The following is a 13,777-nucleotide window of genomic DNA, read 5'->3' as shown; positions in this document are numbered from 1 at the left end:
CTGGAGTCATCGGCGTCAGTGCCGCCGGTGGCGCCCCGGCACAACACGCCGTGCACTCGCCCTGATCCTGCTCCTCGACCGGGCAGCACGTTCGGACCCCCTCGGCACGCGGGGCTCGCTACCGTCCCGGGTATGAGGTTCCGTCACAACGTGCGCGCGGTCCTGTTGGACAACGGCCGGCTCGTGTTCCTACGCCGTCAGTGGCCCGGCTGCCCGCCCTATTCCACGACGGTCGGCGGAGGTGTCGAACCCAGCGATGTCAGCCTCGAAGCGGCCCTGCGCCGCGAGGTCATGGAAGAACTAGGAGCCACGATCGGCGCTGTCACCGAGTTCCTGACCCTGGCCGAGCCGGGTGAAAGAGTTACCGTCGTACGGCACTTCTTCCGCGCGCAACTGCTGGACATCGATCTGAGCCGTCGTGGCGGTCCCGATCCGGACGACGCCGATACGCGCGACTTCTCGCCGGTCCGAGTCACGCCGGACGCGTCCGTCCTGGCGGCGCTCAAACTACAACCCCCCGAGCTGGTCAGTTACTTGTGCGAACACGCTAGGACGTGGGACGGCTGAATCACGTCACCGCTCGACGGCAGCTGCTAAACCACCTTCCGGCTTGCGCCGTCCACAGTCGGCCAACCGCGGCGTGCGACTCCCGAGCACCAACGCCCCCTGCCCCCTTCCTTTCCCCACTGACGAGGGCACGGGCGACCGGTCACGGCCTGTGGGTAACCCAGAGCAGTTCCGCCGGCCAGCGGTGTGCCCAGTCGGGCGGGTCGGTTTCGTTGTAGCCGTTGGGTGTTCCGAGGTCGGGCCGCGGCTCGATGAGGTCGTCGATGATGAGACCGGCGCCTCGCAAAGTCCTGACCCAGTCGCCGTAGGTGAGCTGATAGCTGGTCGCGCCGTTGCCTTCGGCAATGGTGTCCAGCCCGAAATAGTCCTGCCGCAGCGTCGTGGTCACTCGGCTCGCGGCTTCGTCGTAGCAGGCTTCGAACCATGGGCTGGCGACGTTGAACACCAGGCGCCCGCCTCTGCCCAGGACGCGAGCGGCCTCCGGGACGGCCAAGTGCGGGGCCGCCCAGCTGAGTCCACCGAAGTCGCAGAACACCAGGTCGAAGCTTTCGTCAGCGAAGGGCAGTTGTTCGGCCGCGCCTTGCACCAGCGGGTAGCGGGCCGTTCCCATCGCGTCGGCGGCTGCGGTGAGTTGGGCCTCGGACAGGTCGAACCCCACGACGGCGGCGCCCTCGGCGACGAGCGCCCTGGACCACTGGCCGGCGCCGCAGCCGAGTTCCAGGACGCGCTTGCCCGTCACATCGCCCAGGGCGTGCAGGTGCTCGTCGGGAATGGAGTACATGCCCCACAGTCGGGGTGCTGCACCGATTTGCGGGTCGTGCTTCTGCTGGTAGGAGCTGCTGATCTCGTTCCAGAGCCGCCGGTTGGCGGGGATGCTGTCCACTCGCCGACTCCAGCACTGTCGCCAAGGGCGGTCAACAGCATTAAGCACTGGCCGACTTTCGAATCGAACCGGCCCGCCCCGGCCCCGGCCCCGGCCCCGGCCCCGGCCCCGGCCCCGGCCATGATTCGCCGGACGAGGCCGGTGCAAGTGGCGACGAACAGCGGACCGGTGGCAAGCTGCGACGGCAACAGCCAGGCCCACCTCGCGGCTGTCGGCGTCGGCGTGTGTGCTCCACCGTGAGAAGCGACAGCACACGGAAAGGACCAGGTCCGCGTATGCCCCTCCGGGAAGACGACATCACCCATGTCCGCGACAACGTCTACCTCGTGTCAGGAAGCAGTACCAACTGGGTGATTGTGCGCGACGCCGAGAGCTGTACCTTGATCGACTCCGGCTATCCCGGCGATCACGACGCGGTCCTCGCCTCCCTCGCCGCTGTCGGCCTCTCCCCCGCAGCGGTCCGCGCCGTCCTCGTCACCCACGCCCACAACGACCACATCGGCGCTGCGCAGCGTCTGAGTTCCGTGTACGGCACGCCGGTACTCATGCATGAGAAGGAAGTGCCGCACGCCCGCCGGGACTTCCTGAGCCAGGTCTCCCTGGGGCAGGTGCTCGCCCGCGCGTGGCAGCCCGGTGTGCTTCGCTGGGGCGTTCACGCCCTGCGGGCCGGTGGGAAAGCCCGCGTACCCGTCCACGCACCGCAGGCGTTCCCGGCCCCAGGCCCGCTCGACCTGCCCGGTGCCCCGGTGCCGGTCTTCACCCCGGGTCATACAGCGGGCCACTGCGCGTACCATCTGCCGGCTCACGGGATCGTCGTCAGCGGCGATGCCCTGGTGACAGGGCACCCCACCTCCCGCGCGACGGGCCCGCAGCTCTTGCCGGGCATGTTCCACACCGACCGGGTCCGTGCCCTCGACTCGCTGGCCGCCTTCGACGAGATCGACGCGGACATCGTCCTGCCTGGCCACGGGACGCCGCACCACGGCTCGGCGAAGGAAGCCGCGGTCTTGGCCGGTGAGCGCGCGGCTGCCTAGGAGCCTTGCGCTAGCGTCACGCCCGCACCAGGAGCGGGGCGAGGGCGACGGCTGCTTGGTGGGAGTCGACGTTCTTGCCGTGGCGGCCGGCGATGCCTCGCCCCTGCTTACGAGCCCGCGCCCGTGCGGTCGGAGCGCTCGTCGGCCGCGAGGAGCCGCTCCAGCCAGCCTTGGCGCGCCGTGACGGCGGCCCTGCTGATCCGCGCCTCGGGGACCTCAAGGTCGAAGGCGTGGACACCGCCGGACCACACGTGCAACTCGGCCTCTCCCCCGGCCTGCCAGATCCGGGCGGCGTAGTCGAGGACCTCGTCGCGCAGGCACTCGGCGGAACCGACGTCGAGGAACGCGGGTGCCAGGCCGCTCAGGTCGACGGCGCGGGCGGGCGCGGCGTACTGCGGTACGTCCGACCCGCCGAGTACGCCGCCCAGCAGCGAGCTCCAGGCGAACCCGTTGAAGCTGCGGTTCCACAGGTCGGTCGTGTCCATCTGTGCGAGCGACCCGCTGGTGTTGCGGTCGTCGAGCATGGGGCACATCAGCAGCTGGCCGAGCAGACGGGGGCCGCCCTTGTCGCGCAGGGTCAGGGCGAGCGCGGCGCCGAGGCCGCCTCCGGCACTGGGGCCCGCGACGACGACGCGGGCCGGGTCGATGCCCAGCTCGTCCGCGTGCTCGACGGCCCAGAGGAGACCGGCGTGGACGTCGTCGATCTGAGCGGGGTAGGGGTGCTCCGGTGCGAGCCGGTAGCCGACCGAGATGAGCGTGGCCCCCAACCGCTCGGCGGTGTCCAGCATCTGGTCGAGCCCGGTGCGGTGGTCGTTGCAGAAGAATCCGCCGCCGTGGACGAAGTAGAGCGTCGGCCGGGAAGTCGGCGCTCCGACGGGCGTGCAGACAAGTAGCGGGACGTCGGGGTCGCCGTCCAGACCGGGCGCGGCGGGTTGCGTGACGGTGAAGCGCCCGCCGCGCCCGAGGTCGTCGAGTGCCGCCACCGCCGCGTCGACCTCAGCGCGGATCTGCGGCAGCAGCTCCGCGCTCATCGGTACCGGCTCAGGCTGCTCTGTCGCATCGCCCCGCAAGGCGTCCCGGAGTTGGCCGTCGAGCGGGACGGGCAGGGTCTGTTCAGGGCTCACGCGCGCACGCTAGCTCCCCAACTCCGCACGGACCAGCGGTTTTTTCCCCACGCAGCACCTCAATCGCGTCGCTCTACCTTGTTGCTTTGTTGCTGTGTTGCTTTGCGCTGAGAGAGGTCGCCACGGCCTATGCACTCACGATGTTGGTCTTCAGCGTGTTGCGCTGGTTGCCGCGCGCCAACCAGCGCAACGTTCGGTTCGGTCCGGTGGAAGCGCCGCTTCTCAACTCGTCATTCGGCAACCATGCTGGCCATGACGGGCGTTGGAGTACGCGCCGGAACGAGATGCCTCACCTGCGGAGGTGTGCGGGACAGGTCGGCTGCCGTGCGCATCGCCTCGGCGTCGGCTCCGGTGGTGCGGGAGGTGTGCTGGCGCAGGTGTTCCGACCAGGAGGCGACCTCGAAGACCTCCACCCACCGGCTCACGTCCTCCGAGTCGCGCAGCAGGGTCCAACGAAGCGCCCCCGTACGGCGCCTGGAGCGTTCCACCGCCGTCATCGCCTCCAGGAAGGCCGGTTCGCGCTCGCCGTCGAGCAGGTAGACCACCTCGACGACCACCGGCCCGTCGTCGGGGTCGGGGTCGAGTACGAGGGACGGCTCCGGCCACGGGGCGACGACCTCGCGGTCCAGGGTGCCGAGCGACGCGGGCAACGGCCAACTCGCGAGGGTGGCGGTCGTCAGCGCCAGCAGGGCCGAGGCGATCACAACCCCGCCGGTGGGCGTGAGCCATGCTGCCACGGCGCCCCAGAGCAGGCTGCCGACGCCCTGCCCGCCCATGAAGACGATGAGGTAGACGGCGAGGCCCCTCGCACGGACCCAGGCGGGGAGAGTGAGCTGGAGGGCCGTGTTGAACGTCGACAGGGCCCACAACCAGCCGACACCCGTGGGGACGAGGACAACGGCCACCGCCACGGGCTGAGTGAGCCAGACGGCGGCAGCACCGCCCGCGGCGAACACGAGACTGCTGAGAGCCAGCAGACGGTTGCGTCCCAACGCCGCGGTGGCCGGCTTCATGAAGGCGGCTCCGGCCACCGCCCCGACGCCGAGCGCACCGAGCAACAGACCGTATCCGCCGGACCCGAGCCCGAGGCGCACCCTGGCGACGACGGGCAGGAGCCCCCACAGCGCGGAGGCCGGCACCACGAACAGGGCTGCCCTCAGCAGGATGCGGCGAACTCCCGGCGCCGCGCGCACGTAACGGGTGCCGGCCGCCAGGGCGGGACGCATGTGCTCCGCCTCGCCCACTGTGGTGGACTGTCGGCGCCAGGTGGCGACGGCGAAGCAAATGCCCACGAAGGAAAGGGCGTTGAGGCCGAAGACCACCCGTGTGCCGGCGACGGCGATGAGCAGGCCGGCGACCGCCGGCCCCACGGCGCGCGCCGCGTTGACGTTGAGCGAGCCGAGCGCGGAGGCAGCCGGGATCTCCTCCCGGGGCACCAACTCGGGCTGGATGGCCTGCCAGGCCGGGTTCATCAGGGCCTGCCCGCAGCCGAGGAGGAAGGTAAGTGCCAGCAGGACGGCGGGCGTTGCCAGGCCGGCCGAGGTCAGGGCTGTGAGGGCACCACAGACCGCCGCCATGGACGCGGCCAGCCAGACCAGCATCGTCTTCCGGTTGACGACGTCCGCCAGGACACCGCCCGGAAGGGAGAGAAACAGCACGGGCAGCAGTGACGCCGCCTGCACCGCGGAGGTCAGTGCGGCCGCGTGCGGCTGGCGGACCAGCATCCACTGGGCGCCCACCGTCTGCATCCAGGTACCGACGTTGGAACCGAGTTGGGCGGTCCACAGCGTACGGAACGTGCGACGCCGCAACGGGGCCCAGGCCGAGCCGCTCTTCCGCTCTCCACCGACGCTGCCCGACCCTGTCACGGTTTCTCCTGTCTCGACGGCCACCGCGTGTACCCCGCACGGTCTCACGCCGAAGGACGTTCCGAGCTGGTGGTATACGGCAGCAGCGGCGCAGGACTGGTGCGGAACGACTCGAAAGCCTTGCGGTAGCACGGAGTTGGGCGCACCGCCGCCGGGGTCACTCTTGCGAACTTCTTACGTTGCGAGTGTGCGCGCGACACGAAGTGCCGGGCACCACCGGGACTCTGACCCGCGGTCGTCCCTTGCAGTGGCCCCAGCGAGCGGCAGGAAATCCGCTGCCCCCTCCGTAGTCGCTGGGGCACAATCCCAGGATGATGGGCAACCGGATCATCTATCGCGTGGCGGACGGCGTCCGCATACCCGGAACCTGGCGCCACGCCTTCATCCGCAACGGTGGCCACTATTTCCTCACCGACCTCTTCATCTACGCCGACGGGCTCATCGACTGCTGGGGCTTGGTCAACGTCGAGGAGTTCAAGGAGAAACTGCGCACCGGATGGGTAGCCACCAGCCTCCCCGAAGGCGGCGACGCCTCCGCGCACGAACTGGCGGACTGGAAGTTCGGCGAGCCGGAAAGCTGGATCACGCCTGAACTGCTGGTCGCCGAGGTCCGGGACACCATCGACACGTTGAATGGCCGGCCCGATTCGACCGGGCGCTGCCTGGCCGCCGTCGACATCTTCCTCGCCGACCGGACCGAGGAGAACCGGGCCGCGGCCCGCGAGGCGTTCCTGGCGATCCCGGAGACACAACGCCGCTACGCGCTGGGCGACATGGACAGCAAGGACTGGCCACTGCGGATCCTGGTGGCAGGTCCCGGTGGCCGCACCTACCTGTCGTTCGACGGAACTGTCACGCAGAAGGACTACGACAGCGCCCTCCGGTACTTCGCGGAACGGGACCGCTGGAGAGCCGAGGCGGCGACCCAGGTTCCCGCGGACGGGCCGACGACATCGCACGCCCCGGCCCTCAAGCTCTACCACTCGTTCCCGGCCAAGCCGTCTGACGATCCCGGCAAGCTCGCCCTCCGCCACGACTACCCCGCCCCGATCACCGTCGAAGGCACCGCCTACCCTTCCGTCGCCCACGCCTACTGGGCCCTGTCGGTCGACGACCCGGAAACCCGGCGCGCGATCGCCACGGCGGAGACCGCCACCGCAGCGGGCACGCTCGCAGCCGAGGCCCCTCGGCGTGAAGAGTGGGAACACGCCCGAACCGCCGTCATGACACATCTGCTGCGCGCCAAGTACGCCCAACACCCCGAACTGGCCGACATCCTGGTAGCCACGGAGGACGCCACCCTGATCTACGACGACATGAAGTCGTCCTTCTGGGGCGACAATGCCGGACGCGGCCGCAACTGGTCGGGGCGTCTGCTCGAACTCGTCCGCTCCGAATTGCGGGGGCGACGAGCAGGCATCCTCGGGGCGTGAGCCAGCCGGGGCTGCGACCTTGCCCGGCCGGTCAAACTTCGCCCGGAATCCTCGTACTTCGGTGCGACGGGACAGACCGCAGGTCATGCCGCGCACGCCGTATGTCGCATGTCGAGCGTTGCGCCGCGATCCGACGGGACCGCCGGGGACGGCATGTCGTCAATGCTGGAGCTTGGGCGCAAGCAAGGCATGTTGTGGCGGACGGTGCGGAAGGCGCCGGGTTCGCTCTGACCAGGGCCTCGCAGGAAGCTGCCGCCGTGGTGATCCGGTTCTGTCGAGGCTCGCCACGCGCGCTGTCACCCCAACGCCCTCTCCCCCTCGTCGAGCCGATCCAGCCCGTCCACGTCCACGTCCGCGCGAGCCACAGGGTCTCGCTGTCCGTTTGACTGTCTGCCCATCCGGCGCCTGGACCGCGGAACCACGACTCCCGCGTTCCCCCGTATTCTCCGACGGCCTGCCTACCGGTCGCCGCCGCCGATAGAGTCCGCCACGGAGGACTGACCGTGACGCGAACACCCAGACCGGCCGTAGCGCTCATGGTGGCTGCTTCGGTTGTCGCGATGACGGCGCTCGCCGGATGCGGGGAGCACAAGTCCGCATCGACGGTGAGGAGTCCGTCGGCCAGCGGGCCAACATCCGTACCCCACCCGGTCGTTCATCTCAGCGCGGACGGGACCGCCCTGGTCCCCGGCGGCCCTCCCCTCCCCCTCCGCCTCTCCGTCACGGGCCTCACCGCCGGGCAGGCCGACGGACGTCGCGTCACGATCTACATCGGGACCGTCCCCAACAAACTCCAGATCCGCGAGAACGGCTCCTGGCACGACGTGCCGTTGCAGTGGACCAACGAGCGGGACGACAACGGAGAGTTCGCCGCCCTCGTGCCGCTGACGTATCGCGGCAAGGCGCGGACGTCGCTCGACTTCCGGCTGTTCAGCGCCGACCAGCGCACCAACGACGTTGCCGGCAAGGCTCCTGCCGTGACCACCACGGTGGCGGCACAGATGTCCAAGGACGCCCGTCACGCGGATATCCACCCGGCGGCTTCCGCGACGCGTCTGAGCCTTTCCGTCGACCCCACGCATCTCACCCTCAAGGTCCCGCAGATTCTCCGGGCGACGGAGGGCGGGACACCGGTGGAGTGGCACGTGCGGGTGCACAACGCCGCGGGCAGGCTCACTCGCTCCCACCTCCGCGTCGCGGTCTCCCTCGCCCCGGGAGAGATCGGCCAATCCGTGCGACAGGTGCACTGGTCGATCAGCCGCGAGGACCGCTGGGCCGACCTGACAGGCCAAACACACGTGGAGACCGACGAGTTCGAGCTCAAGCCCGGAGAAACGCGAACCGTGCGGATCCGCATCGCCCTGCCGGCCGGCGCCAAGCCAAGCAGGTCCGACGCCGTCGGCGCCGTACTGTGGGCCGCGGTCACGGCCCCTTGGTGGCCCTCCGACCCGGATCAGCCGTCGGGGGTTACGACCAACCCCGTGGGCACGAACATCCTCGTCCAACACTGACCTGCCAGCGGCGACCTCCCGTGGGCCGCCCCGGCGTGCCCAGCCAGGCCGACCGGGCACGCGCTCGGAAGAACGAGACGACGCCGGGCACACCGCTTGCGGAGCATTGGGCCGACGGCACGGTCACGGAACCGGCACCGACCCGTACACCGCCTCACCGGCACCCGCGTACGAGTTGAAGACCCGGCGAAGGCAGGTCGGCTGCTCTCGGGGCGACCCCACACAGCGTGCAGTGCCTGAGTCCTGAGACTGAGATCGAGCTGGTGACCTGGCGCGGTGTTGCGTCTGCCGTCGGCGTCGCCGCGTACTCGCTGATGCGGTCGAACCGGTCGATGGCCGTACCGGGGGGCCGGACTCTACGCCCCGGCGGGCGCGCCCGTCGCTGCCGCGATCAGGGCGTCCGCCGCGGCGCGGGTGGTCGCGGCCACCGTGGAGTCGTGGTCCATGAGGGCGGAGATACTGGCGCCGTCGTAGAGAATCTGGAGCTGGTGGCCCAGGGCGGCGGGGTCGGTGGCACCGGCCTCGGTGGCCAGGCCGGTGAAGAGGCCGCGCATCCAGCCGCGGAAGTTGTCCGCCGCTTCCTTGACCAGTCCGCCGGGGCCCGCCTCCGCGCCGGCGCGGACGAAGGCGCAGCCGTGGAAGCTGGGCCGGTCGAACTGCCGCCCCTGGGACTCGAAGACCGCCAGCATCTTCGCGCGGGGTGTGTCGTGCTCCGCGACGGCCCGGGTGATCCGGTCGGCGGTACCCGCGTGCCGGGTGTCGAGGTAGGCCCGAACCAACTGTTCCTTGCCGCCGAAGGTGTTGTACAGCGACGCCTTGGCCACGCCGGCGTGCTCGATGACCCGGTCGATGCCGACGCTCTGCACTCCCTCGGCGTAGAACAGCTCGTTCGCGGCGTCGAGCAGGCGTTCACGCGCCGACGGCTTCGCGGTGCTCCGTGCACTCGTCACACGCGCCATGTCGGTCACTCCTTCAGACGGATCTGTCCAGCTTATGTCCTGTCGAGCGGGCGCCTCCGGCCGAGTTTCCGGTCGGGTGGCAGCCCTTCTCACGCGCTGCCGTCCACCCGCTCGCCCGGCAGCACCCCCGCCCCGTTCCGGCCCCCGCGCAGCAGCCCGAACAGTGCGAGGGCTGCCAGGACGATCACCGCGGCGCCGTACTCCTGCGCGGTGGCGGTCAGTCCGCCCGCGTGGACGACGAGGAACCCGGCGACCACGGCGGGCACTCCCATGCCGAGGTAGGAGACCACGAAGACCAGCGACAACACCCCGGAGCTCTCGTGCGGCCGAGCCAGCGGCACCACCGTGCGGATGCCGCCCTGGAGGCCGCTGCCGAACCCGACACCCGCGACGGCGGTGCCGACGAAGAATCCGGCGGCGGAGGAGTCGCGGACCGAGAGGAGGGTGAGGGTCACGCCGGCTATCAGCGCGAGGATGCCGGTGAGCATCACCGTGCGGGCCGCCGCCTTCCGCAGGACCACCACCGATACGGCGGCCACCCCCGCGAGCACGAACAGGCTCAGCCCGCCGAGCACTTCGGACTTCGAACCGGTCAACTGCCGTGCCAGGGAAGGCCCGAGCGATCCGTAGAGCCCGGCCAGCGCCCAGACGGCGAACAGCACCGGCGCGGCCACCAGCATCGGACGGCGCACCGCACGCGGCAGCCTGATCTCCGGAACCAGGCTGGCCAGCGCCCCGGGCACGCGAACCACCGTCTCCGCCATCAGCACGACGGCGACGGCCTGGAGGACGAAGACGGCCAGCAGGCCGAGGTAGACCAGATGCGTGGGGGCGGGCAGGAACTGGACGACGAGGCCGGAGACCAGAGCACCGGTGGCCGTACCGATGCCCGGCACGACCGCGTTGGTGAGGGTGCCGCGTGGCCGGTCGATGTCCATCATCCCGGCCCCCACCGCGCCGAGCGCCGCTCCGGTCGACAGTCCCTGCACGATCCGGGCGACCAGCAGTCCCGGCACGCCCTCGGCGGTGGCGAACACGACCATCGAGGCCGCCTGCGCCGCCAGCGCGGCCAGCAGCACCGGCCGCCTGCCGACGTGGTCGGACAGCTTGCCCATGGTGAGCAGCCCGAGCAGCACGGCCACCGCGTAGACACCGAAGACCACGGTCGTGGTGATGGGATCGAAGCCCCATTCGGCCTGGTAGACCGCGTAGAGCGGGGTCGGCGCGCTGGAGGCCGCCAGGAACGAGATGGTGATCGAGGCGAGCAGGTACAGCGCCACGGCCGGCGGCAGCCGCCGGCCCCGCGCCGCCGTGGCGGCGGAACGCGATCCGGAACGGACCGCGGATGCGGCGTCGGCGGGTTGCGCCGTCGAGGTGCGTGCCGGCGGGGACTCCGGGGCGACCGAAAGGTGCGTCATGACAATCCCGTCAGAGCATTGAGTAGACCTGTCTGTCTAACCGAGAGCCTACATTAGACAGACAGGTCTACTCAGGTCAAGCGGAGAGCGGGCGAGCCAGTCAGCGGCGACCACCGTGCCGCGCCGCATCCCACGCGCACCGCTGCGACCGGCGCGTCGAGCAGCATCGGCCACCTTTCGGTAGCGCCACCCGGAGGCCCCTTTCGGCGGCAGCGGGCCAGCAGTACGAGACCGAGGTCGGCGTGACCTAGTGATCCTCACGCCGACCTCGTCCGCCGCTGAATCGACAATTCCGGCGCGCCAAGTCCGAGTCACTCTTGGCCGTATTCCAGGCCCGGTCGCCCGCCCGCTGACCGGGAGGCCATCCGGCCACGGCTCCATGACCGCGAAGTTCTACCGGCCGGAGGCCTTCCGCCGATAGTGATGCTCTCCGAGTATCGGTGTATGGGGCATCGCGGGGACCTGGCCGAGGCATTCCGTGCGGAAGCGTGCGTTGAGTTCGCGTTCCTGGTCGAGGACGCCGGCTTTTCGGGCCCGGAGGGGACCGCCGATGGAATTCTCTTCCGCGGCAGCAGTCTCAACGTCGAGATCTGGTCCCTGGACGGACACGAACCCGTCGTCGCGACACAGTCACCCCGGTCGAGCCGGACGGTGCAACTACCCGGGGTATATGGCTGGACCAGTTGTATGTCGTGAGCGGATGCGGTCCAGCCCAAGACGTTCCCGCCTCGGCCCCGACCCGGCGAGCCCCTGCTCAAACGTGTCCGCCAGCACTCGGCCGCTCTGCGTCGGCTCATGCCGCGATTGCTCGACACTGACACTGCACAGCTCATTGCCCGCTGCCGCACGGAGTGATCGTGGCGGCACGGAGTGACCGTGGCGGCCCGCTCCGCCATGCGATCGTTGCCGCAGAATGCCACTCCCACCGAAGCCCATTTCGCTGCCCACGCGGGCACGCCGCTTTCCTTCTCCCTCCGCCCGGTGCCGTAGCGCGGAACCGAGCGATCCCGGTCGGCTGCCTGAACTGCTGACGTGGCTAAGGTCCTGTCCGATGGGTCGGCCAGGCGGTCTGAGAGGATCGGATGGTTTGGATCGAGTAGGGGGTGCCGGTTGCCGAGCGTGCTGTGGCTGCCATATGACGCGAGTGCTCTCGCGTGCCTGGGAGTGGGCGGTGAGGCGGTGTCTGGGCTGGGCGAACGAGGATTGCCGGCCGACTGCAACCGCATGTTTTGCGGGACGCGGGTCGGGAGCTGGAGGTCCGCGGCCTTCCGCCGGGTCGGGCTGCGTTCCTCGGGGCGTTCGAGGACGGCGTCAACACATACTGGCTGCTGATCGACAGCGGCGAAGTCTGGATGGTCCGCGGCTATGACAGCGATGGGGACCAGCAGTACGGCCTGGTCAACTCTTCGGTTGCTGGTCTGCAGAACGTGCTGGAGGTGTGGGAGGCGTTCGCCTGTTCGGGAAAGACCGACGCAGACGACGACTACGAGGACTACGTCGAGGACGTGCTTGAGCGGGCCCGGCAGAGTGATCCGGTGGTGTTCGAGGACGACGCAGCCTGGTGGTCACGCGTTTTCGAGGAAGTCGAGCTCGGCGTCTTGGTCCCGGAAGACCGATAGGCGAGGACGTGGAGGTCACGGTCGGAGCCACAGTCGGATCGCCGCGACCGTGACCGTCCCGTGGAAGACCTACGCCCTCTTGTCGTAGCGCGTGGCGACCGCACGGAACGTCTTGAGCCGGTTGATGGTGCGCTGTGAGGTCCTTCGTGCACAACTTTCCTCAGCCGGTTCGTCGATCACGGCATGGCCCGCAGAGGCGGGTGCTGTGTCGTTATCCCTGATGGCTGGAGCAGCGGCGCGGGCTCGGGGCCATGGTCCTCGGTGAGCACGACTCCGGCGGCCGCGTGGTCGTAACCAGTCGGCCAGCGCGTGTTCTCGCTGGCCAACGCGCCGGTCAGACGTGCCCGGAGAAGGTCGGCCGTGCGCAGGTCGGAGCCACGCAGATCGGCCAGGCGCAGGTCGGCGTCACGGAAGACGGCACCGCTCGCGTCGGCCTTGCGCAGGTTCGCCTCACGCAGGTCGGACTCGGTGAAGTCCGCGTCGCGCAGGTCGGTTTGGACCAGCCGTGCGCCGCGCAGGTCGGCCATGGCGCAGCGGGCCCGGCGCAGGACCGCCGTCTTGAGGTCGGCGTGCCGCAGGTTGACCGAGACAAGGGACGCCTGTGTCAGGTTCGCGTGGTACAGGCCCGCCGCCTCCATGCAAGACCGGTCGAAGTTGACCTCATGCAGACACAACCCGTCGCAGTCGGCCCGGCGCAGGTCGGTGACGCTGAGGTTGATCCAGGACTGTTCCCGGGGCTGCAACAGCAGCACGCCGAGCCCGGTCAGCGCCACCTGGGCGTCGGCAGCGCGGATCTCCAGCGGCACGACGTCGTTGATGGGCACGTCAACGCCTGGAGCAGTCGGGCCGGCGGGCGGCCAGGGCAGGTGCGTACGCAGGTAGGCGGCCTGGATGGAGATGACGGCCTCGCGGTCACGGGCGGAGTGCTCCGCGATCCGCCACAGCGCGTGGAGGCCGCCGATGCGTGTCTCCAGCTTGTCACTACCGAGCTGGTCGACGGCCCTGCTGAACCGGTCGGTGACATAACCCTCCTGTGTGGCGCGCAAGCTGTCCTGGCTGACGCGCAGTTGCCGCCAGGTGGCGTACGCGCCGAACAGTACGACCATGCCGCCCACGGCCTGCAGAAGAGTCGTGCGGACGTCGTTCACCGCTTTCAGCCGGTCCTGCGCAGCGACGCTCGCCCCGGCGAGATCGTGGTCGACCACCACACCCGGCAGGATGACGAACACCGTGCCCAGAACGGCCAGCCCCGCCGTCCCGATCAGCAGGGCCGTGGCAGCACGAGGCCTCACCAGCCATGCACGCCACGGCCTTCGAACACGACCCGGCTCCCCCGTCTCCATAGGCATGGGAGCCTAATA

Annotated in this window: 11 protein-coding genes; 5 read left to right on the top strand and 6 right to left on the bottom strand. The window is 69.9% G+C overall.

Going from position 1 to position 13,777, the window contains the following annotated elements:
• The first annotated feature begins 132 nt into the window (after positions 1 to 132).
• A complete protein-coding gene (locus ACFZA0_RS17500) occupies positions 133 to 567 on the top strand; it encodes an NUDIX domain-containing protein (protein WP_391017105.1) in 435 nt (144 codons plus the stop codon).
• Between the two features lie 142 nt (positions 568 to 709).
• On the opposite strand, the gene ACFZA0_RS17495 is transcribed toward ACFZA0_RS17500, so the two are convergent.
• A complete protein-coding gene (locus tag ACFZA0_RS17495; RefSeq protein WP_391017104.1) occupies positions 710 to 1,450 on the bottom strand; it encodes a methyltransferase domain-containing protein in 741 nt (246 codons plus the stop codon).
• A gap of 275 nt (positions 1,451 to 1,725) precedes the next feature.
• On the opposite strand from ACFZA0_RS17495, the gene ACFZA0_RS17490 reads away from it, so the two are divergent.
• Positions 1,726 to 2,484 (top strand): MBL fold metallo-hydrolase, encoded by a 759-nt coding sequence (locus ACFZA0_RS17490; protein ID WP_391017102.1) that lies wholly within the window; start codon positions 1,726 to 1,728, stop codon positions 2,482 to 2,484.
• Positions 2,485 to 2,591: 107 nt separating this feature from the next.
• Here the strand turns inward: ACFZA0_RS17490 and ACFZA0_RS17485 are convergent, their stop codons facing one another.
• Together ACFZA0_RS17485 and ACFZA0_RS17480 are read right to left on the bottom strand one after the other, a co-directional pair.
• The gene (locus ACFZA0_RS17485; RefSeq protein WP_391017100.1) at positions 2,592 to 3,608 is read right to left on the bottom strand and encodes an alpha/beta hydrolase fold domain-containing protein; all 1,017 of its coding nucleotides are present in this window, start codon (positions 3,606 to 3,608) and stop codon (positions 2,592 to 2,594) included.
• A 230-nt stretch (positions 3,609 to 3,838) separates the two neighbouring features.
• Positions 3,839 to 5,476 (bottom strand): MFS transporter, encoded by a 1,638-nt coding sequence (locus tag ACFZA0_RS17480; RefSeq protein ID WP_391017097.1) that lies wholly within the window; start codon positions 5,474 to 5,476, stop codon positions 3,839 to 3,841.
• A 311-nt stretch (positions 5,477 to 5,787) separates the two neighbouring features.
• Between ACFZA0_RS17480 and ACFZA0_RS17475 the strand changes: the two genes are divergently transcribed.
• Together ACFZA0_RS17475 and ACFZA0_RS17470 are read left to right on the top strand one after the other, a co-directional pair.
• Entirely contained in the window at positions 5,788 to 6,909 is a 1,122-nt protein-coding gene (locus tag ACFZA0_RS17475) for an NADAR domain-containing protein (protein ID WP_391017094.1), read from the top strand.
• 560 nt (positions 6,910 to 7,469) lie between these two features.
• Entirely contained in the window at positions 7,470 to 8,420 is a 951-nt protein-coding gene (locus ACFZA0_RS17470; protein ID WP_391017092.1) for a hypothetical protein, read from the top strand.
• 356 nt (positions 8,421 to 8,776) lie between these two features.
• Here ACFZA0_RS17470 and ACFZA0_RS17465 read toward each other — a convergent pair whose 3' ends face one another.
• Both ACFZA0_RS17465 and ACFZA0_RS17460 read right to left on the bottom strand, forming a co-directional pair.
• Complete coding sequence (locus ACFZA0_RS17465) at positions 8,777 to 9,379, bottom strand: TetR family transcriptional regulator (RefSeq protein ID WP_391017089.1); 603 nt, start codon at positions 9,377 to 9,379, stop codon at positions 8,777 to 8,779.
• 89 nt (positions 9,380 to 9,468) lie between these two features.
• The gene (locus ACFZA0_RS17460) at positions 9,469 to 10,797 is read right to left on the bottom strand and encodes an MFS transporter (RefSeq protein WP_391017087.1); all 1,329 of its coding nucleotides are present in this window, start codon (positions 10,795 to 10,797) and stop codon (positions 9,469 to 9,471) included.
• Positions 10,798 to 12,026: 1,229 nt separating this feature from the next.
• Between ACFZA0_RS17460 and ACFZA0_RS17455 the strand changes: the two genes are divergently transcribed.
• Positions 12,027 to 12,416, top strand: a complete 390-nt coding sequence (locus ACFZA0_RS17455) for an SUKH-4 family immunity protein (protein WP_391017084.1) — start codon at positions 12,027 to 12,029, stop codon at positions 12,414 to 12,416.
• A gap of 176 nt (positions 12,417 to 12,592) precedes the next feature.
• On the opposite strand, the gene ACFZA0_RS17450 is transcribed toward ACFZA0_RS17455, so the two are convergent.
• On the bottom strand, positions 12,593 to 13,708 hold the full coding sequence (locus tag ACFZA0_RS17450) for a pentapeptide repeat-containing protein (protein WP_391017081.1): 1,116 nt from the start codon (positions 13,706 to 13,708) through the stop codon (positions 12,593 to 12,595).
• Positions 13,709 to 13,777: the final 69 nt, after the last annotated feature.

It is taken from the genome of Streptomyces sp. NPDC008150 (genome assembly GCF_042956945.1).
GTDB lineage: Bacteria > Actinomycetota > Actinomycetes > Streptomycetales > Streptomycetaceae > Streptomyces.
Note: the sequence above shows the minus strand (reverse complement) of the source record. Positions and strands in the feature narration are given on the sequence as shown.

Coding starts and splice junctions, on each gene's coding strand:
- ACFZA0_RS17460 (WP_391017087.1), bottom strand. CDS start 10,797: ATGACGCACCTTTCGGTCGCCCCGGAGTCCCCGCCGGCACGCACCTCG.
- ACFZA0_RS17475 (WP_391017094.1), top strand. CDS start 5,788: ATGATGGGCAACCGGATCATCTATCGCGTGGCGGACGGCGTCCGCATA.
- ACFZA0_RS17500 (WP_391017105.1), top strand. CDS start 133: ATGAGGTTCCGTCACAACGTGCGCGCGGTCCTGTTGGACAACGGCCGG.
- ACFZA0_RS17490 (WP_391017102.1), top strand. CDS start 1,726: ATGCCCCTCCGGGAAGACGACATCACCCATGTCCGCGACAACGTCTAC.
- ACFZA0_RS17470 (WP_391017092.1), top strand. CDS start 7,470: ATGACGGCGCTCGCCGGATGCGGGGAGCACAAGTCCGCATCGACGGTG.
- ACFZA0_RS17465 (WP_391017089.1), bottom strand. CDS start 9,379: ATGGCGCGTGTGACGAGTGCACGGAGCACCGCGAAGCCGTCGGCGCGT.